Origin of the sequence: Mesorhizobium shonense (genome assembly GCF_040545255.1) — a bacterium.
GTDB lineage: Bacteria > Pseudomonadota > Alphaproteobacteria > Rhizobiales > Rhizobiaceae > Mesorhizobium > Mesorhizobium shonense.
The window spans coordinates 67,920-93,031 of sequence record NZ_JBEPLM010000018.1 but is presented as its reverse complement, the minus strand read 5'-3'; the positions used below and the strand labels follow the sequence as shown (position 1 = coordinate 93,031).

Here is a 25,112-nt window from a genome sequence, read left to right as displayed (position 1 = left end):
AGAAATGGGCATGACCAAGACGCTACGCGGCCTATCGCGCGAAGACGGCAGCGGACTTTCAGAAACGGCCGTCGAGATCACGTCCATGAACAAGTGGTATGGTGATTTCCATGCGCTGAAAGATATCGATCTGACCGTGCGCCGTGGAGAGCGGATCGTCATTTGCGGGCCGTCCGGCTCCGGCAAATCGACCATGATCCGTTGTATCAACCGGCTCGAGGAACATCAGTCAGGCAAGATCGTCGTCGATGGGATCGAATTGATAAGCGACCTGAAGAAGATCGAGGAAGTCCGCCGCGAAGTCGGGATGGTGTTCCAGCACTTCAATCTCTTTCCACACCTGACGATCCTCGAGAACTGCACCCTCGCCCCGATCTGGGTCCGCAAGATACCAGAAAGGCAAGCCCGAGAGATCGCCATGCACTTCCTCGAGAAGGTCAGGATACCGGATCAGGCGCATAAGCATCCGGGGCAGCTCTCGGGCGGTCAGCAGCAGCGCGTAGCGATCGCGCGGTCTCTGTGCATGAAGCCACGCATAATGCTGTTCGATGAACCGACTTCGGCTCTCGATCCGGAGATGATCAAGGAAGTGCTCGACACGATGGTTACGCTAGCTGAAGAGGGCATGACGATGCTCTGCGTGACACACGAAATGGGTTTTGCCCAGGCGGTGGCGGACCGTGTTATCTTCATGGATCAGGGCCAGATCGTGGAGCAGAACGAACCGAAGGCATTCTTCAGCGCGCCTCAGTCCGAACGCACGCGCACCTTCCTCGGGCAGATCCTAGGCCACTGAGCCACAGCGTCAGCGCCCTGGAGCGTCGGAGCCACACGTTGCTGAGGCCTCGGGCCTCAACGGCGATGTCAACATTGCTCGGATATCTATTCCGGCCGGCATTGCAGAGGCTTGGTGCTTGTCGGAATACGAGGAGCGAGGCGGCGAACGAAGATTCGCTGCAGATAGACCACCGGCCTCCTCCAAGAGGGGAAGAAGACCTCCTGGGTTCCGAAGATCGGGAAACGTGCGCGCTTCGGCAACTGCGATTTTGGGTGAACTCCTGCAGACACTGGCGGGGAAGGACAGTCTGCGTCCGTTCCCCGCCTGTTTGCGAGTTGATGATATCAGCCGTTAACGGTGTCGAAGGCGTCAAGGACACGCGAGGAATAGACCAGGGCCGCTCCCGCGTTTAAAGCGATGGCAACACCAAGCGCTTCAGCGATTTCCTCGCGCGTTGCGCCAACTTTTGCAGCTTCGGCGGTGTGGCTCGCAATGCAGCCATCGCAGCGCGTCGTGACCGCGACTGCAAGCGCTATCAACTCGCGGGTCTTGGCGTCCAGGCGGCCGGTCTTCTGGCCCGCGCCGCCGAGAGTTCGAACACCCTCAAGCGTGGCGGGCGACAGTTGTCCCAGCTCACCTACCCGTAACGACAGTTGCTTCCGGTATTTTGCCCACTCGAGCATTCGAAACTTCTCCATAAAATTGGGACCGAGCAACCAGGCAATTTCCAAGCAAAACATGCAGATACCGCCCGCAGCAGTGCAGGCATATCCGGTGAAGCTCCACGAGCAGAAATGGTATGTTTTCACGGATTCATGAGAAGGCGTCATTCAATAGCGCACCTCACATGTGCGCTTCTCGACTCCTGTAGGAGTGCTGCGCATCAACTTTGGCGGTGCGCCCGCCACGTCGAGAGCGATGCGCGCCCGTCATGGCGTAAATTCAAGCATTATGAATATTGCTCATGCACCCATGAAATATTGCCTCTTAAGGTCATAACGGGGCCGTGATATCCTCTTCTTGGCAACGCCGCATGACCACCGGCGATGCCAAGTGCAATGTTGTCGAGCGGCGGTGGCACGGTGAGCGGATGGTCCTTCTGGACCAAAGGGAGCTCCCAATCGGTTCAAATTGCCAGCTTGCAAAGGCCCGTGACAGCTACTCGTCCGGCCCGCTCATAAGGGAGAGACGAAACAATGACGGATGCGCCTGCGCAAAGGGAAAAGGTTATCCTGGCTTCGGTCATGGCGGCGAATGCCAACCCCGGCTGGCTGACCAGCGACCGGGTCGAGGCGCTGACCGGCGGGCACGGAATGCTCAACATTCCGGTCGTTGCTGCATGCAACGTCATCGCCGCCGAACTTCGCCGTGGCGTGAGCCCAGAGGTCAAATTCGCCGATGCGGTTCGCCAGCCTATTGACGACCTACTGGCGAAGAGCATTGCGGTTGCAAAGGCAGCGGGTGCCGACGGCGCGAATGCAGCGCTGATCGCGGCAACGCTCCTTTATCTGTGCGGCGCCAATGCACAGGTTGGCATCCCAGCAGGCAATCGCAAGCTCGGTTCGTCTGCACGGATGATCGCGGGGGTGAGCCGTTCAGGCCTTGCGGCGGTGCCCACAGCCAAGATGAACAACAAGATCTCGGGATTCGCGGCTGTTGCTGCGGTTTATGATGCCATGATGAAGGGAGAACTGTCGCCGATTCAAGGCCGCGACATCCCGGAAGGCGTTGGCGGCGGTGTGATGGTAGGTCACGGAGCCCTCGGTGAAGATTTCATCTTCCCGGGCATGGCCGAAAAAGGCGCAGCTATCGGAACCAAGGCGATGATGGATGCTATGTCCGGTGCCGGCATGCCCAGCCAGAAATTCCTGTCAGCACTTTTCGGCGCGGCAGCAATCCTGGAGATCATCCACCCGGACGCCGACGTGGCAGAGGAGTACGGCCCCTATGGCAAGGTCACCAGTGCGTTTGTGGCCGGACGATCGGCCGCACGTACTGCCGGCCTGCCGGAGAAAGTGCATGTCCGCATCACAGGCAAGGAAGTCGAGACCGCAAGGCTGATCGGCGATCTTGGTCTGATCCTGAAGGACATCGGCGGTCCGACCGTGATCGGCATCATGGCGCTCGATGAAATCATGTCAGTATTCGAAGAGGGAATTTGCGGCGCCGGCGCCGGTCCGGTCAATCCGCCGCTCGGCCACGTCTGCGGCGATGCGGTCATCGCGCTGATGTGCCTGTTGCAGGACGGATCGACAGAACAGAGCGTGGCGCGAGCCTTGCGTGATCGACGGCTCGGCTTCAGCTTCGACCCGGAGACCGCAATGATGGCGATGAACATCGTTGCCCGAAAAGCGACCCAGATTTGCAACGGGCCGGTGACCGAGGCGCTGATCATGTCCTCCACCCCTACGGTCACCAAGGCGCTTCATGCCCGTGCGGCGCGCAGCTATGACGATCTTATGGCCGGCAGAAGCGTCGGTGAAATCGTCCGTGCGATGGACGAAGAACGTCAGCTTCTAGTGGAAGCGCGCGGCTCGCAATTCCTGAGCAAGGTAAAGGGCACCAATATCAAGGTTCATTTCACCAGGATCGACAAGGGGGCACGGCGCTCGAGCAAGATGGCTGCACGTTGGCTTGCCTTCGATCCGGCGCTTGATGCCGAAGTGACCGTCGGCGACGAGACGATTCACATGGAAGGCATCATCAACGCCGTCATTCCGGAAGTGGCGCAGGGGATCGGTAAGGAACGCGCGCCGTTCCTGACCGCGCTCGCGCCGATCGCAAGCGAACTGTTGCTCGCTGGCAATGTGATCATGAACGTCACAATCCCCGCCGTGGTCGCTGCCGCGATGGGCAAAATGAGCGCTTCGGACGCCGCCAGCGAGGCCCAATCGGCAGGCCTGATTTCCGCCGGCATTCCGGGCACGAAAGCTAAAGCCGAGGCCGCCGCCCTGGTCGCTGTCGAATCCATGAGGCTTTGATGGCAGGCGGCGTCATTCTCCTTATGGCCCAGATCGATGATGCGCCCGGCGAGTTGCTCGGGCATGTCATCGACAAGATGACGGACATGGGCGCCAAGAATGTCCAGCTCCTTTCCAGTCTCGGCAAGAAAGGCCGTCCAGCTTACGTGCTGTTGGTCGACATCAACGCCGAGGACGAGCAGGAATTCGCCTCCCTTCTCGTTGGCGATCTGGGGATTTGGGGCTACCGGGTTCTCGAATCCCAGCACAGGCACTTCGACATTCGGCGCTACAAGACGCGACTCGAACTGAAATGGGCGGGAGGAGAGGTTAGTTTCCCGCTGCGCCTCAAACGCATCCTTAACGACGGAATGTTCATGCGGGCAAAGACCGAACATGACGATCTTGTCGCCATATCCGCGCAGATGAGAGACCTTCTGCCGGTGTCGGTGGCGGTGCTGAAGGCAGCAATCGAGACCACAGTCGGATCGATTGAGCCGGGGGAGACCTTGCGCGTCGATCTATCCGGTCTGCAACTTACGGAAGGATGAAGGATGGCGGGCCCGACGCATATTCATCTTGATGTCCTGGGCGGCGTTGCCGGCGATATGTTTGTCGCCGCAATGTTGGACGCTTGGCCCAATCTGGCTGAAACCGTGCAAGAAAACCTTCGTCTTGCCGGTCTGGAAGACGACGTAGAGGCCGTGGTGCTGCCGCATGACGATGGCGTGCTGACCGGCAGCCGCTTCGACGTCAAGAAGACAGGCTCCGAACAGGAGGCCATCCGACCTCATGCCGGTCACCATGCTCAGGGGCTCCCACACGGGCATGCCCATGAACGTGACGATCATGACGGGGCGCATGGCCAACACAACCATGACCACATCCGAGACGAACACGACGGCCACCACCGTCACACCCATTGGCGCGACCTTCGTTCGACGCTTGAGGCAGGCAGCTTGGATGGGGCCGTCAAGCGCGTAGCCATTGCGATCTTCCATGAGCTCGCCCTGGCCGAAGCCGCTGTCCATGGCAGGCATGTGGATGATGTAGTCTTTCATGAAGTCGGCAACTGGGATTCGATTGCTGACATCGTGGCCGCTGCGACACTGATCGATGCAGTGGGCGAGGCAAGCTGGTCGGTCGGATCGCTCCCGCTCGGGCGCGGCTGGGTGGAGACTGACCATGGCCGGCTGCCCGTTCCGGCTCCTGCTACGACCCTCTTGCTGCGCGGGTTCGCCTTCCATGACGACGGGCGCCTAGGTGAACGCATCACGCCGACGGGAGCGGCGATCCTGCGCTATCTCAGCCCCTCGAGCGGTATCGGTTCATTGCCGCGCATGCTGGACCGCACCGGCATCGGCTTTGGCACGCGGCGCTTCCCCGGTATGAGCAACGTGCTTCGCGTTCTGGCCTTCACGGGTGAAGCCGCAGTGCAGGAACGGGTCGGTGTCATCCAGTTTGAAATCGATGACCAGACCGGCGAGGAACTGGCCGTAGCCCTTGATCATATTCGTGCAGCCGAAGGGGTCATCGACGTGACCCAGTCGCCGGTCTTCGGCAAGAAGGGACGGATGATGGCCTCTGTTCAGGTTCTCACACGGCCGGATGCGATCGAGGCAATCGGTGAGCTGTGCTTCCGACAGACCACGACACTTGGCCTGCGCAGCCGCACGGAGGCGCGCACCATCCTGCCGCGGCAGGCAGTCACGACCAGCGATGGGATGAGGGTGAAGCTAGCCGATCGCCCCGGCGGGCCGACTGCCAAGGCAGAGATGGATGACGTGGAAGCCTTTCGTCAGAGTCACAAAGCCCGGTCTGAGTTGCGCCGCAGCGCGGAGGCAGAGGCGCTGGAGAAAAGCCATGACCACCACTGAAGCGTTCTTGCGCCGTCTCGACGCGGTGTTCGACAGTGCCCGTCCCGCGGCTGTGGCCATCTCTGGCGGCGTCGACAGCATGACTCTGGCTTTCGTGGCGCACCTTAGGTTGGGCGCAGCCCTGACCATGTTCCACGCCGCCTCGGCCGCGGTCCCGGTCAGCGCGACCGAACGGGTCAGGGACTATGCGGCGCGCCATGGTTGGGACCTGCGGGTCATCGACGCAGGGGAATTTAGGGACGAACGCTATCTGACCAACCCTTCAAATCGCTGCTTCTTTTGCAAATCGAATCTCTACGGCGCGCTGTCGTCCCTCTCGAAAGCGCAGCTCTTTTCCGGCACGAATACAGACGATCTGGGCGACTGGCGACCCGGTCTCAAGGCAGCCGAGGCCAATAGCGTACGCCACCCCTTTGTCGAGGCCGGCATGTCCAAGGCCGACGTGAGGGCGATGGCGGCAGCGCATGGCTTGAACGACCTCGCCGAATTGCCTTCGGCACCCTGCCTTTCAAGCCGCATCGAAACGGCCCTCCGGATCGAACCTCAGGTGTTGCGCGCCGTCGATCAGGTCGAGATGCTGGTCAGGCGCGAGCTCTCGCCGGACACCGTTCGTTGCCGCGTCCGTCAGACGGGGGTTGTTGTCGAACTAGACGCAACTACCCTGTCGCGCCTGTCCGACCAGGGGCGCGTTCAATTGGCCCGCAGAATCGCTGAGGCTTTCGGCGGTTCGCGACCTGTCCATTTCGAGGCCTACGTCCGGGGCAGCGCCTTCTTGCGGGAACAAAGCGCATGAACGAACAGATTAGATTGGACTTTCAGCGTCCTGAGCGGCTGGACTTCGATGAGGCCATCCTTTGCGCTCGGAAGTCCGATCCCCAGCTTACCGTAATCATGGACCGGGTGTTGGCGCACGGCGCCCGGTGCCTGATGACCCGCCTCGAACCCGATGTCTTCGCCCGCATGGCGCCCACATATCGCGAAACGATGGATTACGATCCCGTCTCGCGGACGGCTTACCTGAACTGGACCCCTCCTGCCGAACTGGAACCGCCTCGAATCGCGGTGGTGTCGGCTGGCAGCTCGGACATGCCGCAGGCGGCCGAAGTCACACGAACGCTCACCTATCTCGGCGCCGCGACGAAGCAATTCATCGACGTCGGCGTGGCCGGCCTGTGGCGGTTGTTGGAGAGTGTCGACGAATTGCGGACCTTTCCGGTCATTGTGGCGGTCGCCGGAATGGATGGCGCCCTTCCAAGCGTTCTGGGCGGGCTCGTGCCCGGCGTGATCATCTGCCTGCCCACCTCGACCGGGTATGGGGTTTCGAACGGAGGAGAAACCGCCCTTCACGCAGCGCTGGCTTCCTGCGCACCCGGACTTGCGGTCGTAAACATCGACAACGGGTACGGCGCGGCGTGTGCCGCATTCCGGGCTCTAAATATGATCCGGCGAGCCGCAGCCGCTCCGACTGGGTGACGAGGTTGCGCCGTTGCATGATCCGACTGTGAATTTGTCCAGGAGCTCAGGGAGGTCTCTCCTGCAGTCTTTTCGACGACCAACTTTTCGCGCCAAGGCAAAGATCGCCACCGTTTATGGTTTTCTGATCATCGCAACTATCGTGGCCTGAATCTGGGCTTGGAATGTTGTCAACGGCCAGCCGGTTCTACTAGGGACAGCCATTGTCGTCGATGGTGTTCTTTACCACGCGTCCGGCCCTCACGATGAGGGATAGGTGGTCGCCCTGGCCGCCGAGCAGCGACATGTTCTCCAGCGGGTCACCGTCGACGGCGATAAGGTCGGCGAAGACGCCGACCTGGAGCGATCCGACCTTGCCGGTCATGCGCAGCAACTCGGCCGCATAGCACGTCGTGGACCTGATCACCTCGATCGGCGGCAGCACCTCGGCGCGTATGGTGAATTCGTCGGACTGGTACTTGTGCAGTTCGCCCAGGAGATCGGTGCCCAACGCCATCGTCGCCCCGGCCTTCTGGAGAATTTCGAGCGAGCCTCGGCTGCGCAGCCGGACGTCGTCGAGCTTCGCGACGGACACGTCCGGCAGGCCCAGCGCCTTGGCATTCTTGTGCAGCGCTTCGTAGGCCACCAGTGTGGGGCAGGCGATAGCGCCGCGTTCCTTCATGAGGCGCGCTGTCGCCGGCTCGATCAAGTTGGCATGTTCAACCGAGCGCACACCGCACCGCACCGCACGCGAGATCGCCTCGTCGGTGTAGAGATGCGCGGAGACATAGGTCTGAGCGTTCGCCGCCTCTTCGACGATGGCCTCCAGCTCTGATATCGAGAACTGCTGGAAGTTGATGGGATCCGTCGGCGACGACACGCCGCCATTAGCCATCGCCTTAATGAACTGAGCCCCCTGGCGGATTTCGTCGCGGGCAGAGTGACGAACGGCGTCGATGCCGTCGCAGACCCGGCCCATCGCGCCGAGACGGTAGGTCTGGGACTCGGCCCTGCGGTTGTCGACGAAGCCGCGATAGTCGCTGTGACCGCCGGTTTGGGAGAGCGACTTGCCGCAGAAGACGAGACGCGGTCCCTCGATCTGGCCGGCTTCCTCAGCCTGGGCCAGCGGCCGCGTCGCCCCGCCGACGTCACGCACCGTCGTGAAGCCGCGCATCAGCATCTGCTTCATAATGCGCGCCGCGCCGAAGGCGACCGTCACGTCCGGAAGCATCGCCGTGCGGCCAGGGTCGACGGTGATCGCCGTCACATGGACGTGGCAGTCGATAAGCCCTGGCATCAGGGTGCGGCCCTTCAGGTCGATGGTGCGCGCCGCCTTTGAGGAGATCGGCTTCTCGGAGATTTCCGCGATCACGCCATCCGCGATGCGCAGCCACGATTCCGACGCCCCGGCGAAGCCGTTTCCGTCAAGCATCCTAGCATTGGCCAGGATCAAATCATCCGCGGGCATAGTTCCTCATTCTTTGTGCTGGCTGGGTGTGAACGAGATATGCGTGTGGCGGACGCTCTCGCGAGAACGCCGCCCAAATGCCTGTCAGGACAAGCAGGTTGTCAAATCCAGTCACCAGCAGGAACAGTGCAGAAATCGATGTGCCGATGACGCCGCCAATGTCGTGGGAGACGTGAAGCTGGTTCCCGGTGGCTGCGATGACCACGTAACCCACAACGACGATGCTGCGCCCAGCAAAAAGAAGAAGCCGACCGAAAACGGATGTTTGCCTTCGTGTGTGAGCTTGCGCACGACATTGTCTATTGCCGCAATATTGTCTGCGTCAAATGCATGTCGAAGGCCGAACATATAGGCCGGGCCTAGCACCTACGAATGAGGTGCTCGCCCATATTGCACGGCGTAAGGTTGAGCAACAGCGTGGCAGGATTCGGTCTTGCCTCAAGTCTTTCATTGGGCGTTTCCGCCGCTTTTAAAATCGAGCCGAAGGATCGCCGACCCGTTAGAAGCGGTAAGTGACGCCTGCACCAATCAACCAGGGGTCTAGCTTGGCCTTGCCTTTCAGATCGGTGCCGGCCACTTTGACGGTAAAATCTGGTTCCAGGAAAAGCTTCTTGACATCGACGTTGACCCCCCAGTGCTGATCCAGCATGTAGTCGAAGCCGACCTGCAGCGCGGCACCAAACGTGTTCTTCACATGGAGAGCATCGGCGCTGCCGACACTTTGATTGTAAAAGATGGTGTAGTTCAGGCCGGCGCCGACATAGGGTCGGAAGGCCCCGAGGTCGGTGATATGATACTGCAGCGTGAGCGTGGGTGGCAGTATCCATACCTTGCCGACATTCCCCAGCGCGCCGATTGCTCCGGTGCCATCAACGTTGGCGTAGGTAGTGGCGAGTATGAGTTCGGCAGCAATGTTTTCGGTGAAAAAATAGGAGATGTCGAATTCTGGCGTCACGGTGTCTGAATAGGAGAGATTGGAACCGGCAATTCCACCGACGTAACCTGAATCGTTGGTTTTCACTCCCAACGCGCGCACGCGGATCTGCCACGGGCTCGACGCCTCCACTGTCCCCTGGTCCTGTGCGATGTAGCGTTGCGCAGGGTCTGCCGCCAAAGCCTGCTGACCCACCCCCATAAGGACGATGAGCGCTATCGCACCATGCGCCGCAACCATCCGCACTTTTGTCATCATGTTCTCTCCTGGTATCTGATAACTGTAGACTCTGTCGTTTGTGCGCGCGGGATGATTTCTCATCACTCGCTGGTACAGACGCTCTGCAAAGAGCGCTGCATTTGTCGTGCCAACGAGAAGAACATTGGGAAACCGCAAGATTCGCTCCGACACACTCGTGTCTCGGAGCTGATGCTGTCGTGTTCGAACTGATATTGTCGTGTTTTGCACAAACGGACTAACGACCGAAAGCACGCGAGAGCTGTCTCTGACACATTGGGCAGAGGATGAAGGAGACAATACCTCTCGAAGTGGTCGCGACGCTGGTCATGCGAGGCGGACTCTTCCATCCACAACTTCGATGTCTCATGCGACAGTGTTTGGCCTGCCAATCAGGCTTGAGGTGATCGCAATCTCTCGCGTTAGCGCGCTATCGCTGATCCGGCCCAGCATGGTCATATCGAGCATGTGATCTTTCTCCCAGCGGGTCACGCCAGGCTGGAAACTCTCTTCGAATGCGATCGAGAAGATAAGGCCGCACGTCGGATTCGATGCGCTGGCTCTCGCCGGAGATCGCCCACGCAGCGAACTCTCCAGCACCGGCTGGCGCTGGATTTCTCACATGGCTTGAGCCGCGCGATCATCCACCCGCACTCGGGCGATGGAAACTCGGAAACATATTTATTCACGGGACATCCTAGCCAGCGCTCTTCTTGCCTTCATGATCGACAAACCCGCCGCGGCCGACGCGGGCGGAGCGGGCCAGCCCGCTCCGGCCGAGTGACCGCCGTCGAGTAACCGCCCAGATGCCGGGCCCAAAGCGGTCCTGGAATTTGGGCGCTGCCCGCCAGCGTCGCCAAGTGTTTGCGGTTCGTGGCGATATCAATAGGCGGCTGCGCCAACCGCTCCAGATGCACTAACTCCGCACTCGGCAGCCGTCGCGGCGACTCCCAGCCGGGTCGCTGCTGGCACGGCCCGTACGGGTCAGCCGTTTCGAAAGGTGTAACCGTAGCCGTTGATCGCCGGCGCACCGCCGAGATGCGTGAAAAGAACCCTCGATCCCTCGGCAAAAAAGCCTTTCTGGACCAGGTCGATCATTCCTTGCATCGATTTGCCTTCGTAAACGGGATCGATGATCATACCTTCGAGCCGCGCGCACAGACGGATGGCATCCTTAGTTTCCGGGGACGGTATGCCATAACATGGGTAAGCGTACTCCTCGAGCAACACCACATCATCCTCGACCAGTTCCATTCCGAGATCGACGAGCTCCGCTGTATGTTGGGCAATATCCAGCACTTGCGCCTTGGTTTGCGAGGGAGTGGCAGAGGCATCGATACCGATGACGTTGCGATGTCGACCGTCATTGGCAAATCCGACGAGCATGCCGGCATGCGTCGAGCCCGTGACGGTGCAAACGACGATGAAGTCAAATGCAAACCCAAGCTGTTTCTCCTGAGCGCGCAACTCCTCTGCGAACCCCACGTAGCCGAGACCACCATACGGGTGAACGGACGCGCCAGCTGGTATCGCATAGGGTCGGCCGCCCCTTGCCTTGACCTCGTAGAGCGCCTTTTCCCAACTGCGGCGGATGCCGATGTCAAAGCCCTCGTCGACCAGATGCACTTCTGCGCCCATGAGGCGGCTTAAGAGAATGTTGCCGACCCGATCGTAGACGGCATCCTCATGTGGAACCCAGCTCTCCTGAACTAGGAGGCATTTCATGCCGATCCTGGCGGCGACCGCGGCGACCATTCGCGTGTGGTTGGACTGCACGCCGCCGATGGAGACAAGCGTATCGGCATCTGAGGCGATGGCGTCGGGGATGATATATTCGAGCTTGCGCAGCTTGTTTCCGCCAAACGCGAGTCCGGAGTTGCAGTCCTCGCGTTTGGCGTAGATTTCCACCTTTCCACCTAGATGCTTGCTGAGCCGGTCGAGCTTCTCGATGTGCGTCGGTCCAAAAGTAAGCGGATAGCGTTCGAACTTTTCCAGCATGTTCTCTCCGGCGATGCGTGAATGAGCCGAGGCTAGCTATGCACATCAGCTTAAGGGGCGTGTTTGGTCTGCGGTCAGCTGCGTTGTCCGACGTCTTAGAAGAGCTTCGTCACTATTCCAGCGCCTCATTCGCCGTCCCGGCCCGCAGCGGCCACGCCGGCGTCCCTACCAATGCCTGTCGCACCGAAAACTGCATCGCCGGGATTGGAACGACGGAATGCGGTCGCCGTCGACCGCACCAAGCATAGGATTCCTTGAAAGATCCACCCGGATGTCACGGTTGATCCGAAGTGGCATGAATCTGGCTTTGATCTCGTCATCGCGCCTCAGTGGAGCAGCGATATGCCGCCCATCGGAAAGACCGGAGGCACATCGGAAGATTTGGTCCTCACCACCTCATCATCGTCTGGCGGCTGATATTCCAACGGCGTCGCAACTCCGAAATGTTCAGTCCTTTGGCCAGATTTGCTAGCGCCGCCAGATCGCCAGATCAGAAAGAGCACGCTTGCGAAATAGACTATTTGGAGGAGCAGCGAACAAGCCAGCGTTGTGACGACTACCGTGCGGATGGAATGAGAAGCAAAATAGACAGCCAAAGCGTTGCTGCACAGGACCACCCAAAAAGCGCGATAAAAGATTCTGAAGGGCAACGCCGTTCTCCTGGTTTTCTCGCCACATCATGCAGCGACCTTGTCGGCGGCAGCATGTGTCTGGCAGTTCTTCGGGCATACGCGGGCGCAGGCTCCGCAGCCGACGCAGCGGCCGGCATGATCGACGACCATGATCATGCGATTGAGCTCGCCATCGAAGTCGTCGTCTTCGCCGTTGCAGGGGCCGAGGATTTCGCCTGCGTCATCGACCCCGTAAAGGTGCATGACCTCGCGCGAGCAAACCTTAAAGCAGCGTCCGCAGCCGATGCAGGTCGTGCCATCGATAACGGTGAGATATTGCGGCATCCATTTGGAGCCGTCGCGGGTGACGAAGGCGCTCGTCATCGCGCATTCTCCGATGCAGCGAGATCTCTCTTGGCAGCGTCCCACTCGGCAAAAACGGTGAACGTTCTCTCGGCAATCACCTTAATCTCGGTCCAGTTGACCGGGAGGTCTTCGGCAAGGTCGTGCAACTCCATCTTCGCGGTTCCCGCACGTGACTGCAGCTTGCGGACCTTCTTCCGCAATTCCTCATGGTTTGACATTAATCCTTCCTCGAAAACGGCTTCCATCACACCAGCGCGACGTCGGGACTGACTTCGGTGTCTGCGGTCGCATCGTCGACCAGTTTCGTACCGGCTTCCGCCAGTTGTCGGAACGTCTCGAAGCCGAACCGGTAGATGTCCGGACAGAACGACCCAACGCCTGGCACCGAAAAGCCCGCGCCCAGAGGCCTCACGGATTTGGCCTCCACAATTGGCGATGTCACCAGGCGGAAACGCTCCGCGATCGCAAGCCCGACGGCGCTGTAAAACATGTCGAGCCTCCACAGCGCGTGGGGATCGGCATAGCCTATGCCAGGGATCGCGCGGCGCGTTTTTCTGGTGACGATGAAGCCGGCCAGCAGCGCTGCGTCCGATTTGCCTTCCCATAAGCAGTAGGACTCCTCAGCACGGATCAGCCGCACGAGGCATTGGACGAACGGGGTGGCAAGGGCCGCCTCGTCCTCGTTGATAGCAGCGCAGATCGCGGCTTCGGGCAATTTCATATTCTCCCCAGTTCAGGCCTCTTCCTCGAATTTCTTTTTTCGGCAACGCCTGGCTCGGGCGCACGTGCGCGGCCGATGCCCGGCTCGGAGCGGGCAATTCCAAGCAATCGATGTCCCGGTGAGCGGCCTTGGACGCGTCTTCGACCGCGAGGCCTTCCACCACGGCGAGAATTCGCGTCCAACATCACTTGCGCCGCTGCGCGGCCGCGGGTCATCGCAAAATTCGAGCTTTGAACCTGCCGCAAACGATCCACCCGGTGCTGCATGGGGCCTACTTGCTGCGGTCACGCCAGGTAAATGGGCGAATTGGCCAGTAAACATTCAGATTGACGCCCCTTTTTATGTATTTTCCCCGGCCGATTGCGCTTTGGTGCCGTCCGGAAAATGTTTTGCGGAGCCGCGTAGAGAGCGCTGTAACGGCCCTCCCACCCTTGTAGCTGGCTAGGGCCTGCAGCAAATCCGGTAGAAGGTGCTGTTTCAGGTCGTCTGGAATAAGCTCCGGACCGTCAAGCGACTTCAGTGCCAACCTGAGCAACTCGATCGCGCGATCCTTATTGCCGCTGTCGTAATAGTACCTAGCGACCGCCGGATAGGACCGGGACTTAGCGCCGTCGCCTTGCGGGGGATTGAGTGCCAGGATGTGTTCGGACAGTTTTTTGCCCATCGCGAAGCGCTCAGCAGATGGAAAGTGCGAATGGTCGTACGCCGGACCGAAGAGCTGGCCTAGCGCTGCAAGCATCCAGTTCTCGGAGTTTCTATCGATTGCGTCGCGAACCAATTGGCGCATGACGGGCATGCCTTTTTGCATGTCGTGCATTCTGTGAAGTAACAGATGAACATGAGCCAGGCGAAAATTGATATCGTCCGGAACCAAGGCGATGCCCTCTTCGATCGCCGAGAGCGCCATCGCCCAATGTTCTGCCTTTATCGCCGCCCAGAATCTGTCATTGATCGGCTTCTTCAAGGCCTGTTCGCGCGCTAGTGCGCCGCTTCTGGCGATCCTCGCAGTGTCGGCGCTCTTCGCTTCATCGCTGGCGCGCCAGCTGCCGTTCAGCACCTTCGGCAAAACCTCGTCGAGGTGCCTCGGATGGCCGATAAAGGCGATGTGACCGTCCCGGTCGATCACGAACGAGGTCGGAATTCCGATCGAAAAGCTGGGCTCCCTCCAAAGCTTGTTCATTTCGCCTATAGGGTCGAACGCGATCCGATAGTTCAGATCCGGGCACTTTTCGGCCAACCACGCGCCCAACTTGGCTCGGGCCTCAACTGGCGAGAGATCGTCTTCATCGGCCGCGACTCCGACGACCTCAAGTCCGGCGTCCTTGTATTTCTCCTGCAGTTGCACCAGTTGGAGTGCCGTCGCTGCACATGGTCCGCACCAAGTCGCCCAAAACTCGACGACGTACACTTTGCCGGGCTGGAAACTCGCAAGCGGCTCGCCACGCAGCCAGGTCTCGACCTTGATCGGGGGAGCCTGTGACTCCATCTGCAATGCCATGTTGCTCTCCAGGCTATTGCCAAAGGTTGCGCGACTTTGCGCGCGAGCTTGTTTCCCTCTAAGCGAGGGGCACACGGTTTCAAGGAAAGCGAGCATCACTCGTCTCGCGCATCTGCGCGCCTTGAGCGTTTACTCAGTCTTGCCGCATCCAGTGTTGCCGAATCTCCACCAGCAAAGGCTGTGCCAGTGTGCTCAGCGTGCTGTAAGGGGTGATTTCGTTTGAAACCCACCATGCGACGAAGACGGCCGGTTGTATTGAACCCGACATGTTTGCCGCCGTTGTCGGGTTTCGAACATGCGTCGCGCTGTGCGCGGCCAGCAGAGCCTGGCCACGGACCACTCAACATAGGGATGAGCAGATGGACATCATGACTGCGTCGGCTATCGCCAGGCTCGTCATCATCGTTCGTCCGCTTTGCGCCCATTGGGTTGAGCTTTGTGCCGTTCGGCCCCTCAAGCGGTAGCGGAACTCGGCATTTGCGATTGCAAGGGGCCGCTCGAAGCCCGTGCCGCTGTGCCCCCTCGCCCGCCTTGCGATTGAATTTCCCGGCTGGTGACATGGCCGTCCTGCACGACGACGCCTGTCCAACTGCGGCCCGCCACTACCGCCATCGCCAATGCCACCATTGTCAGATTGACTATGACGATCATGGCGGACTGGCCGGGAGTGATTGGTGCCGGCCGGTGAACTCTGCGGCATTCCTGCCTTGTGTTACCTTGTGTGTTTCCAGCGCCCGGGCGCTGCGGCGCCCGCGTCCGGGGTGCGAATGCGAGCGTTGTCGGATTTGATCAGCCCACAACCATTCGACCGCCTCGCGGATCGGGCCGGACCGACTGAATATACTGAAGATGCGGCCGTCCTCGCCGCTCTACTATCTCAGCCAATGACATTATGATTGATGCCATCGCTTGCCGCCCAATCCGGCAAGGGCCCGACTGTCCAGACTCGAAGTCGAGGGTCTTGGCCGCGGCACTATGATTGCGTTGTTCAGCCCCAAGCCAGTAGTGAGGGCGATCCGTGATTTCGCCCATGCGGGTGCCAATGCGGGTCCGAACGGCGTGCCGCGTCGAAAGGATTCTCTTTTTCGACCTGACGCCGACCTGCAACCCTTGAGTTTTGACTGCATTGAGAAGCCCAGTACGTCGGCGCGGCCTTTAAGTTCCGCTCACGGATCTTCTCGAGCGAGCAGAAGCCATCCTAAGGGCACACTGGAGACGTGCGGTATGCCTCGGGCCGAGGCGCTTGTAAATTGTCTCGAGGCGCTCCGCGAAAACCTGCGCGTTTGCCGCGACCTTGGCCGACTTGGCATCAGGATAGGCGACCCAGGGAAGCAGAGCTTCGAACAGCATCGGTGCGTCTTCGGAATCGTCACCGCGCCAAAAACAGCGGCAATGGCGGCTTTGCTTCTATCCATCTCCTCACGCCACCGAAGAGCCGCTCCCGCAGCCGCCGGCTTCCATAAGCGCCCATGACAATCATGTCGGCAGACGTGTCGATTGCGTGCTGCGCGAGCACCGTTGCCGCCGGCTTGCCGGCGCTCGGCAGCCGGTCGACCGATACCCGAGCACCATGCCGGGTCAGATAGGCAGCGACGTCGGCTCCCGGCTCGGTGCCGTTTCCGGTGCAGGTCACCTCCGGATCGACTAAGGTGACGCGAACTTCCTCGGCTCCGGATAGCAAATCCAGCGCTTCCCGAACCGCGCGGGACGCCTCGACGCGCGAATCCCAGCCGACCAGCACGCGCCGCGGCGACAGAGTCGCCTCGGCACCTTTCGGTACGACGAGCACCGGCTTTCCGGTATCAAACAAGCTGCCGTTGATAACAAGAGGTCCGAGGTCGATGTCGTTGAGAAGTGCGGGGCCGAGGATGGTCAGGTCACTGCAGAGCGCCCGCTGTCGCACCGCGTCGCCGACGCTGGCCTGATCGCAGTATTCGGTGTCGACGTCATAGCAAGTCCACAGGGCTGCCAGCAGTTTTTGAATATCCCTGGACGTCTTTTCCAGAATGGCCATGTCGTGTGAAAATTTCTCGATTTGCCTGTACCGCTTTTCCAGTCTGGCAATGGCCGCTGCACGTCGTTTTGGCCACTCGGGGATGGAACCGCCTAGCGGCGGAGACGCCATAATAAGTACCGAAAGGTTCGCACCGCCCTCAGCACACAAGCCGGCAGCTATTGTGACGTCCTTATCGGAGTGGTCAGCTCCCGTCACACTGAGTACGCTTTTGAAGGCCATGGACTGCTTCTTTTCGAGTATGTTGTGCCTGCAGGCGTTTCGAAGCCGCAAGACTTGCCCTCGCGAGGGAGATGGGAAATGGCAAACCGGCTTGCCATTCAACCATCCGGCTTCTCCAGCGAGTAACCTGCCGATCTGACGGTACGAATGACGCTGTCGGGCGAGGCCGCCTTCAGCGCCTTTCTGATCCGGCTGATATGGACGTCGACGGTGCGCGCACCGATATGGATATTGTCGGGCCAGGCCGCGTCGATCAGCTCGTCTCGGCTAAAGACCTTGCCCGGAGCCTCAAGCAAATGGCGCAGCAGGTTGAACTCGAGCGGTCCGAGATGGATGTCTTGGCCATTACCGCGAACTCGGTAGGCATCGAGCTTCATCTCAAGGCCGCCGCAGCAGAGCCAGCTGCCGTTCGGCTTCGGTAGCGCCAGCTTCGTGCGCAGACAGTCAAGCAGCGTGGCCGGCGCGATCGGCCGCACAAAGCTCTGGTCAATACCTGCCTTCAAGAGATCGAGTTGCTGGTTCTCGGCGCCGTGGGCGATCAGGGCAATCACGGGAAGGTCGCCGGTCCGGGGCTCTCTCTTGAGCCTGGCGCAAATTGTGGAGGCCGTCGCGCTTGCTGGCCCGCAATCCAGCACCACCGCCTGGAGCTCTCGTTCATCGGCCGCTGCAAGTGCTTCCTTCACGCCGCCTGCCGGCTCACTCGTGAAGCCGTCCACCCCCAGAATGTGGCTCAGGAACAGATACAACTCCGCATCTTGCGAACAGATCAGGATCAATGGCTTCATCGGCGCTACCCCAAGAAGCAAATCGGCATCGACCGCCTCGGTTGGGTGGGCTGGCCATGGTATGTCTTCAACGCCCGGCATGATCCCCTTGCTCGAAAATCGCGGTCATCACGCCCGCGCCACCTCGGGATAGGCTTCAATGGCCGCGATCGCATCACCGGCCAGTTTCGTACCCGCCGCCGCGAGTTTCCAGAACGTCTCGAAGCCGAAGCGGTGGACGTCGCGCAGCGTCTTCGACAGAACGACCAAACGCCCGGCCGTGAAAAGCACGCGCCCGAAGCCCTCATGGCTTATCTCCATCATCGGCGATGCCATCAGGCCGGAGCGCTCCTCGATCGCGAGCCCGACGGCGGTGTAAAACATGTCGAGCCTCCACAGGAGGTCAGGATCGGGATCGCCGATAATCGGGATCGCACGGCGCTGTTCCTTTGAGATGATGAAGTCGCCCAGGAGCTCGGCGTCCGATTTGCCTTCCCACGACCCGTAGGAATCCTGGGCACGGATGAGCCGCACGAGGCATTTGACGAACGGGGTGGCAAGGGCCGCCTCATCCTCGGCGACATCAGGGCTGACCACGGCGTCAAGCATTTCGCCTACTCCTCATTTGAAGTCCTCGTCTTCGAAGCACGGTTTCTTTTCGGCAACGCCGGCCTGGCCCAGCACCTTGCGCAGCCAGGGGGGAGGAGCCTTCCTGAGCATCGTCTGCGTGCGCAACAGCACCTCTTGGATGGTTTGGGGCTGCGGCACTTTGATCGGATGGATTTTCGCCGAAATAACCTTGGCTGCCGAAGGTCCACCAATAGCCAGGCAAAACAGGAGGTGACAGCCCGTCAGCGCCTCCACCTTCGGAGTGATGCGATCGTCGCCCTCGCTGCGATGCGTCCCGCTCTCATCGGAAACGTCGTCGAAGGCCACGGCTTCCACAAGTTGCCATTCCTCGCGCGTCACGTCGTAGACAGCAAAGCGCTTGGCCGACCCGAAATGGGCATTGAGGTTCTTCATGTCTTGCGTAGCGATCGCCACGCGCAAAGCGCCGGCTTGCCGTAGAGGCATCGATGCGTGAACCTCGTCAGAGACGAGCGAGAGGCGACGAACGGAGCTCATCTGGCATTTCTCGGTGGGTGAATGGATCAAGCGCCTCAGGCGTCGGCGCATGCCGTTTGGCCTGGAAGATGTTGGCAACCTCGAAGATCAGATCGCGGGTACCTTGATGGAGGATTGTGAGCTTGTGTTGGCTGCCGAGCCGGTCAAAGATCGGGAAGCCGACGCGCATGAGCGGGATGCCAAGGTGCTGCGCCGCCTGGCGGCCGTGGGAATGGGTGACGAGGAGATCAGCGCCAGCGCCAAGAGCTTCCAAATCGCCGAGATCGCCGATCTGGACCGAGTCCGCCGGTACTTTTTCCAGAATTTTCGACATATTGGTCGTGGTGACCGCCGCCGCGATTTCGGAGCCCATGTCGACGAAGAAAGTCGCGAGCTGGTAGAGCTGGTCTGGTTCGGCAGCGATCGCAATTTTCTTACCTCCGAAATGGAAATGTCCGTCGAGCAACGCGTCCTGCAACTGCGCCCGGCGCCGGCGGACCCCGGCCGGCACCGGCGCGCCCGAAATCGCTGATAGCAGCGAGACGAACCGGTCTGCGGCCTTCAATCCAGCCAGTGACTGGAAGATTGTGTAAGGCACGCCGGTCAACCTGTGCAGCAGCTCGGCCGGGCGGCGCATATGCTCACCGACGACAATGCATCGTTCGGCCGTGCCGAGCTCGCGGATGTCCTCGACGCTGGTACCGCCATAGGTGGTCGTGATCCAGCGGTCTGGCACTGTGCCGTCGAGCGAGCCGGAGACGTCCGGCACAATCACCGGCTCGACACCAAAGCTTTCGACCATGTCACGCAAATGCTCGATATCGGCCACAGTGAGATGCCAGCCAGGCAGGATCGCGATCTTCTTCGATTGCCGCGCCTGCTCGCCGGGCCGCGTGATCCTTCCGATTATCGCCGTGACAGCCTTGGCCCAGCCCTCTTCGATCGCCCCCTCGAAATCCGGCGTGTTGGCCAGCACGACCTCCGTACCCGCGAGTTCTTCCGCGCGCTTCTGCCTGATATTGGTGACATCCCCTGCGAAATCCTCGCTTCGGGTTTCTGTTAGCGCCGTCGTGCAGACCCCGATCAGCTTTGGCTTTGTGCGAGTCTTGAGATTGAGGATCGCCTCTTCCAAATGATCCGCTCCGCCCAGGATCGTCGCCACTTCGTCCATCGCGGTAGTCTGCAGGGGGATGGCTTCTTTGAAATGCCGCACGAAGAGCACGAGCGCGAAGCTGGTGCACCCCTGGCTGCCGTGGAACAACGGCATCGCACCATCGATCCCAAGAAAGGCCAAGGCTGCACCCAGCGGCTGCGAAGACTTCAGTGGATTGACCGCCGCGGCTTTTGTCTGGGGAAGGATGCGGACCATCGGCTTTCCTCAACACTCGCCGAAATCGTCGGCCGTCGTGCCGGCGAATTTCTTAAAACCTTGGACGATCGCGGTCTCACTCTTTGTGCTCGGCGGTTCGTCCCCTGTGGCGAGCTGGCACTCCCACGGTGGTGGCTCCCGCACCTGGCGCCAGATCGGGTTGTGGATGGCGAGGTCGATCTGGCGTACGAGTTCCACCATGCCGTCATAGCCGGCATAGGGCTGGTGACGCTCCTGGTTGATATCGAGCCAGGGAGTCATTGCCTTCAGTGCAATGAATTGCGTGCGCCCGCCCGACAACATGATGTCGGCCTTGCGTTGCGAGAGCATGGCATAAAGGTCCCGCGGTGCCATAGACTCGAACATGTGGTTCTCGTCCTTGAGCATCTTCTTGATGCGCTCCTTGTCTTCGGGCGTTGATTTCTTGACCGAGGTGCCGACGATCTCGATGCCGATCTCCATCAGTGCGTGGGCGACCGACCAGGACTTCACACCGCCAGTGTTGAGAAGCACGCGCTTGCCTTCGAGCCTCGGCCGGTAGGCCGCGAGCTTCTTCCAGGCAATCGCCTCCTCTTCAGCAATCAATGCCTCGGTGCGGCCGAGGATCTCCGGATCGGCGCCCTTTTGCACGAGCAGTCGAGTTATCTGCCGGAGCGCCTCAGAAGTGTCGGTGATGCCGTAGAAGGAGCCTTCGAAAAACGGGATGTCCCAGCGCTGCTCCATCTTGCGCGCCAGATTGATGAGGGCGGTCGAGCACACGATCATGGTGGCCCGGGCGCGGTGCGCTGATGCAACGTCGAGGTAGCGCGCGTCGCCCGGAATCGAGGCGCGCACCCGGATGCCGAGCCGATCGAGGAGCGGCTTCACCAGCCAAAATTCGCCCGAGAGGTTGAATTCGCCAAGGATATTGATGTCGTAAGGGCCGGCATCGTCGGGCTCCGCCGTGCCGATGACATGGTCGAGCAACGCCTCGCCGGCAAGCTTGTTGCCGAGATTCTTGGACCCGACGAAGCCCGGCGCATTGATCGGCACCACCGGCAGGTCGAACTTTTCGGCCGCGCGTTTGCACACGGCCTCGATGTCATCGCCGATCAGCGCCGTCACACAGGTCGAATAGACGAAGATCGCGGGCGGCGCGTAAGCTTCCTTGATCTCGCGGATCGCTTTGAAAAGCTTCCGCTCGCCCTGCCCCATCATCACGTCGAGTTCGGTGAGATCGGTCGTGAAGCTTGTACGCCATAGCGTTGGCCCGGACGAAGCCGTGCCGCGGTTGTCCCAGGAATTGCCCTCGCAGGCGAGCGGTGCATGGACCAGATGCGCGACATCGGTGATCGGCTGCAGCACGATTTTTGCGCCGTCGAAGGCACAGCCGCCGGCTGCCGCCCCGGGGGTCAGCGGCTTGGAGCAGCCCTGTTTGCGCGCCTTGGCATCCTTGCCGCGGTTGTTTTCGCAGGCAGGCTCGTTGAAGACATCTTGGATTTTGGCATTGAGCGAGGACATTGCGTCGGTCTCCAAAGTCCATCGAGAAGACGGACCGGCCCTAAAAGCCGGCCGCCGCTCCTAGCGGGTGAGGTCATAAGAATAGTCCGTCACCCCCGTCTCGCTTGTCTCGCGATCGAGCTTGTCGAATATCTTGTCGAGGATTGTCGTCAGTACGCGCAACCCGCCTTGATAGCCCATGAGCGCAAAGCGATGGTGATGGTGCCGGTCGAAGATCGGAAACATCAGCCGGATCAACGGCGTGCCGGTGTCGCGCTCCAGATACTTGCCATAGGAATTGCCGATCAACAGGTCCACGGGCTCGGTGAAGAGCAGCGATCGCATCGCCCACAGGTCCTTGCCCGCCCAGACTTGAGCCCCCTTGCCGAAGGGCGAGGATGCAAGCAGCTCCTTCATCTCGTCTTCCCACGCCTTCGTGCCGTTGGTGGCGAGGCAGTGAGTCGGCTCGCCGCCTGTCTCCATGATGAAGCGGGCCATGGCGTGGACAAAGTCCGGGTCGCCGTAGAGTGCGTATTTCTTGCCGTGCAGCCAGGATTGGCTGTCCGCCATGGCGTCAACAAGTCGGCCACGCTCCAGTCGGATTGCCTCGGGGATTTCCTTGCCGGAGATCGCGGAGACCTCCACCAGGAATTCGTCGGTCGCCTGGACACCCAGCGGGTAATGGAACGAGGCTGTGGCCTGGCCGACCTCCTCGCAATATTCCAGCGTCTTTCGGGTGTTGTAATGCTGTAGCGAAAGTGTCGCCTCGGCGTTGAGTGCATTCTTCACGTCTTGGACTTTCGTGCCGCCGTCATACATGCGGTATTCACCGTCCGATGGTGTGTCGAACTGGTCGGAGGCATCTTGGATGAACGTGTAGGACACGCCCATCAGATCGAGCAGGCGTTTGAGTTCCCGGTTGTTGCCAACGCAAAAGCCGTCGAAGCCCGGAATGATGTTGATCGTTCCTGGGGCTTCCGTTCGCTCCTCGCCTTTCCAGAAGTGCTCCAAAATGCCCTTGACCGTAACATCATAGCCGTCGACGTGGCTGCCGACGAAGGCCGGCGTGTGTGCGAAGGGCACGTCGAAGTCGCGCGGGACCGAGCCTTCTTCCTTGGCGTTCTCGATGAAGCTGTGCAGGTCGTCGCCGATGACCTCGGCCATACAAGTGGTCGATACGGCGATCATTTTCGGGTCATAGAGTTTATACGTGTTGGCGAGCCCGTCGACCATGTTCTTCAAGCCCCCAAACACTGCCGCGTCCTCGGTCATTGAGGAAGAAACCGCCGAAGCAGGTTCCTTGAAATGGCGCGACAGGTGCGAGCGGTAGTAGGCCACGCAACCCTGACTACCGTGCACGAAGGGCATAGTTCGCTCGAAGCCCGTGGCCGCGAACACCGCGCCGAGCGGCTGGCAGGCCTTGGCGGGGTTGATGACAAGCGCTTCGCGAGCGAAGTTTTTTTCCCGGTATTCCCAGGTCTCGGTGAACTCGCGTTGATCGGTAACGACCTGATCCTGGTGCGGACATTCGAAATTCAGCTTCTTCTCGGCCAGCATCTGCCTGTATTCCGGCTCGCGGAAGAGGGGCGCATGGTCGAGAATTTTTTCGGCCGACTGCGGCATGGTGGTTACCTCTTTTTCTATCTGATCGCGCCATACGGCGGGACAGGAACATCAAACGTTTCTGGTCTTCCGCGGATCACGGGGTCGCGGGGTTTATCGTCTCCTTGGGGGAGGCCAGGCTGAGGGCCTGGCATTTATTCGGCAGCCATCGCCCGTCCATGGCTCGGACGTCTTTTCCAAGGCGCCTCGAATAGGCCCCAGACCGGGTTGTTGATGGCAAGATCCACATCACGGGCGAAAACGGCAAAGCCGTCATAGCCATGATAGGGCCCCGAATAATCCCAGGAGTGCATCTGACGGAACGGTATGCCCATCTTTTGCACGGGGTATTTTTCCTTGATCCCCGAGCCTACGAGATTAGGTCGGACGCCCTCGATGAACTTCTCCAACTCATAACCGGTCACGTCGTCATAGATCAGCGTGCCGTTCTTCACGTAGTGGGCGGTGCGTTGATAATCGTCGTTGTGGCCAAACTCGTAACCCGTGCCGACGATCACCATGCCGAGGTCCTCGTAGGCTGTGATGACGTGGCGGGGGCGCAGGCCGCCGACATAGAGCATCACCGTATTGCCTTCGAGGCGCGGTCGGTATTTGGCGATTACCTCTTCGACCAAGGGGCGGTACTTGGCGATCACCTTTTCGGTCTTCTCCTCGATTTCCGGCCCAAAATGCTTGGCAATCTTGCGCAGGGAGGCTTCGATCTGGGAGGGACCGAAGAAATTGTACTCCATCCAAGCGATGCCGTACTTTTCCTCCATGTGCCGACAGATGTAGTTCATAGACCTGTAGCAATGGATGAGATTGAGCTTGGCCTTCGGCGCACGCTCTATCTCGGCGAGCGTGGCGTCGCCCGACCAGTTGCCGACGACGCGCAGGCCGATCTCCTCAAGTAGGATTCGCGAAGCCCAGGCGTCACCGCCGATATTGTAGTCGCCGACCACGTTGACATCGTACGGGCCACCCTCGAACTCGACGGCCTTCTTCTCGAACACCCAGTCGCGGATCGCATCATTGGCGATGTGGTGGCCGAGCGACTGCGAGACCCCGCGGAAGCCCTCGCAGCGCACCGGCACGATCGTCTTTTCGATCTCCTTGGCCTTCTTGCGCGAAACAGCTTCGGTGTCGTCGCCTATGAGGCCGATCGGACACTCGGACTGCACGGTGATGCCCTTGTTCAACGGAAAAAGGTCTTCAATCTCATCGATGATCTGTTCCAGCTTTTTGTCGCCGCCGAAAACAATGTCTTTCTCCTGGAAATCGGAGGTGAACTGCATTGTCCCGAACGTATCGATACCGGTCGTGCCGACGTAGTAGTTGCGGCGCTGCGACCAGGAGTATTGCCCGCAGCCGACGGGGCCATGCGAGATATGGACCATGTCCTTGACCGGGCCCCACACCACGCCTTTTGAGCCGGCATAGGCGCAGCCGCGAATGGTCATCACGCCGGGAATGGACTTGATATTCGATTTGACGTCGCATTCGGAAAGGACCTCCCCTTCCTCGCCGGCCTCCTCCCCGCTCTTTGCGACGTTGAGGTGCTTTTTGCGGCGCTTCGCCGTTTTGTCGGGATATTGCGACAACACCTCCTCGATAAGCTTCGCATGGAGAGCACCGTCATTTTCGTATTCCAGGCTCAT

Annotated in this window: 24 protein-coding genes and 1 pseudogene; 6 read left to right on the top strand and 19 right to left on the bottom strand. The window is 60.3% G+C overall.

The window, feature by feature from the left end:
* The first annotated feature begins 4 nt into the window (after nt 1-4).
* Entirely contained in the window at nt 5-796 is a 792-nt protein-coding gene (locus ABID26_RS31235) for an amino acid ABC transporter ATP-binding protein (protein ID WP_435528624.1), read from the top strand.
* Nucleotides 797-1,122: 326 nt separating this feature from the next.
* Here the strand turns inward: ABID26_RS31235 and ABID26_RS31230 are convergent, their stop codons facing one another.
* Together ABID26_RS31230 and ABID26_RS31225 are read right to left on the bottom strand one after the other, a co-directional pair.
* Nucleotides 1,123-1,461, bottom strand: coding sequence for a carboxymuconolactone decarboxylase family protein (locus ABID26_RS31230; RefSeq protein ID WP_354417549.1), 339 nt, complete (start codon nt 1,459-1,461; stop codon nt 1,123-1,125).
* A 266-nt stretch (nt 1,462-1,727) separates the two neighbouring features.
* A complete protein-coding gene (locus ABID26_RS31225; protein WP_354417505.1) occupies nt 1,728-1,886 on the bottom strand; it encodes a hypothetical protein in 159 nt (52 codons plus the stop codon).
* A gap of 88 nt (nt 1,887-1,974) precedes the next feature.
* On the opposite strand from ABID26_RS31225, the gene ABID26_RS31220 reads away from it, so the two are divergent.
* The 5 genes from ABID26_RS31220 to larB are packed head-to-tail and all read left to right on the top strand — an operon-like array spanning nt 1,975 to nt 7,088.
* A complete protein-coding gene (locus ABID26_RS31220) occupies nt 1,975-3,759 on the top strand; it encodes a hypothetical protein (protein WP_354417503.1) in 1,785 nt (594 codons plus the stop codon).
* Nucleotides 3,759-4,289: a nickel pincer cofactor biosynthesis protein LarC2 gene (gene larC2, locus ABID26_RS31215; protein WP_354417501.1), complete on the top strand. Its 531-nt coding sequence runs from the start codon at nt 3,759-3,761 to the stop codon at nt 4,287-4,289. Before ABID26_RS31220 ends, larC2 begins: the two co-directional genes overlap by 1 nt.
* 3 nt (nt 4,290-4,292) lie before the next feature.
* Nucleotides 4,293-5,615 carry a nickel pincer cofactor biosynthesis protein LarC gene (larC, locus tag ABID26_RS31210; RefSeq protein WP_354417499.1) on the top strand — a complete coding sequence of 441 codons (1,323 nt, stop codon included), beginning with the start codon at nt 4,293-4,295 and terminating at the stop codon, nt 5,613-5,615.
* Entirely contained in the window at nt 5,602-6,408 is an 807-nt protein-coding gene (gene larE, locus ABID26_RS31205) for an ATP-dependent sacrificial sulfur transferase LarE (RefSeq protein WP_354417497.1), read from the top strand. The genes larC and larE overlap by 14 nt, the downstream gene beginning before the upstream one ends.
* Nucleotides 6,405-7,088 (top strand): nickel pincer cofactor biosynthesis protein LarB, encoded by a 684-nt coding sequence (gene larB, locus ABID26_RS31200; protein ID WP_354417495.1) that lies wholly within the window; start codon nt 6,405-6,407, stop codon nt 7,086-7,088. Before larE ends, larB begins: the two co-directional genes overlap by 4 nt.
* Nucleotides 7,089-7,278: 190 nt before the next feature.
* Here larB and ABID26_RS31195 read toward each other — a convergent pair whose 3' ends face one another.
* The 17 genes and pseudogenes from ABID26_RS31195 to nifD all read right to left on the bottom strand — a co-directional run bounded on the left by ABID26_RS31195 (nt 7,279) and on the right by nifD (nt 25,112).
* Nucleotides 7,279-8,499 carry a metal-dependent hydrolase family protein gene (locus ABID26_RS31195; RefSeq protein WP_354417493.1) on the bottom strand — a complete coding sequence of 407 codons (1,221 nt, stop codon included), beginning with the start codon at nt 8,497-8,499 and terminating at the stop codon, nt 7,279-7,281.
* A gap of 88 nt (nt 8,500-8,587) precedes the next feature.
* Nucleotides 8,588-8,889: pseudogene (locus ABID26_RS31190) on the bottom strand (HoxN/HupN/NixA family nickel/cobalt transporter); the annotation flags it as partial.
* Nucleotides 8,890-9,034: 145 nt separating this feature from the next.
* The gene (locus tag ABID26_RS31185; RefSeq protein WP_354417547.1) at nt 9,035-9,724 is read right to left on the bottom strand and encodes an OmpW/AlkL family protein; all 690 of its coding nucleotides are present in this window, start codon (nt 9,722-9,724) and stop codon (nt 9,035-9,037) included.
* 966 nt (nt 9,725-10,690) lie between these two features.
* Nucleotides 10,691-11,704, bottom strand: a complete 1,014-nt coding sequence (locus tag ABID26_RS31180; RefSeq protein ID WP_354417491.1) for a 1-aminocyclopropane-1-carboxylate deaminase — start codon at nt 11,702-11,704, stop codon at nt 10,691-10,693.
* Between the two features lie 326 nt (nt 11,705-12,030).
* Entirely contained in the window at nt 12,031-12,354 is a 324-nt protein-coding gene (locus ABID26_RS31175) for an exopolysaccharide production repressor protein (RefSeq protein ID WP_354417490.1), read from the bottom strand.
* Between the two features lie 27 nt (nt 12,355-12,381).
* Nucleotides 12,382-12,699 (bottom strand): ferredoxin III, nif-specific, encoded by a 318-nt coding sequence (fdxB, locus tag ABID26_RS31170; protein ID WP_354417488.1) that lies wholly within the window; start codon nt 12,697-12,699, stop codon nt 12,382-12,384.
* Nucleotides 12,696-12,899, bottom strand: a complete 204-nt coding sequence (locus ABID26_RS31165) for a CCE_0567 family metalloprotein (protein WP_112101695.1) — start codon at nt 12,897-12,899, stop codon at nt 12,696-12,698. Before ABID26_RS31165 ends, fdxB begins: the two co-directional genes overlap by 4 nt.
* Nucleotides 12,900-12,925: 26 nt before the next feature.
* Nucleotides 12,926-13,396 (bottom strand): DUF269 domain-containing protein, encoded by a 471-nt coding sequence (locus tag ABID26_RS31160; protein WP_435528623.1) that lies wholly within the window; start codon nt 13,394-13,396, stop codon nt 12,926-12,928.
* Between the two features lie 277 nt (nt 13,397-13,673).
* Entirely contained in the window at nt 13,674-14,900 is a 1,227-nt protein-coding gene (locus tag ABID26_RS31155; RefSeq protein WP_354417484.1) for a TlpA disulfide reductase family protein, read from the bottom strand.
* 1,369 nt (nt 14,901-16,269) lie between these two features.
* Nucleotides 16,270-17,136 (bottom strand): universal stress protein, encoded by an 867-nt coding sequence (locus tag ABID26_RS31150; protein WP_354417482.1) that lies wholly within the window; start codon nt 17,134-17,136, stop codon nt 16,270-16,272.
* Nucleotides 17,137-17,234: 98 nt separating this feature from the next.
* Nucleotides 17,235-17,921, bottom strand: a complete 687-nt coding sequence (locus ABID26_RS31145; protein ID WP_435528622.1) for a response regulator transcription factor — start codon at nt 17,919-17,921, stop codon at nt 17,235-17,237.
* Between the two features lie 108 nt (nt 17,922-18,029).
* Complete coding sequence (locus tag ABID26_RS31140; RefSeq protein WP_354417478.1) at nt 18,030-18,509, bottom strand: NifX-associated nitrogen fixation protein; 480 nt, start codon at nt 18,507-18,509, stop codon at nt 18,030-18,032.
* A 12-nt stretch (nt 18,510-18,521) separates the two neighbouring features.
* Complete coding sequence (nifX, locus tag ABID26_RS31135; protein WP_354417476.1) at nt 18,522-19,025, bottom strand: nitrogen fixation protein NifX; 504 nt, start codon at nt 19,023-19,025, stop codon at nt 18,522-18,524.
* On the bottom strand, nt 18,991-20,373 hold the full coding sequence (gene nifN, locus ABID26_RS31130; RefSeq protein WP_354417474.1) for a nitrogenase iron-molybdenum cofactor biosynthesis protein NifN: 1,383 nt from the start codon (nt 20,371-20,373) through the stop codon (nt 18,991-18,993). The genes nifX and nifN overlap by 35 nt, the downstream gene beginning before the upstream one ends.
* Nucleotides 20,374-20,382: 9 nt before the next feature.
* A complete protein-coding gene (gene nifE, locus ABID26_RS31125; protein WP_354417472.1) occupies nt 20,383-21,873 on the bottom strand; it encodes a nitrogenase iron-molybdenum cofactor biosynthesis protein NifE in 1,491 nt (496 codons plus the stop codon).
* Between the two features lie 60 nt (nt 21,874-21,933).
* The gene (gene nifK, locus ABID26_RS31120; protein ID WP_354417470.1) at nt 21,934-23,475 is read right to left on the bottom strand and encodes a nitrogenase molybdenum-iron protein subunit beta; all 1,542 of its coding nucleotides are present in this window, start codon (nt 23,473-23,475) and stop codon (nt 21,934-21,936) included.
* A gap of 134 nt (nt 23,476-23,609) precedes the next feature.
* Nucleotides 23,610-25,112: a nitrogenase molybdenum-iron protein alpha chain gene (gene nifD, locus ABID26_RS31115; RefSeq protein ID WP_354417469.1), complete on the bottom strand. Its 1,503-nt coding sequence runs from the start codon at nt 25,110-25,112 to the stop codon at nt 23,610-23,612.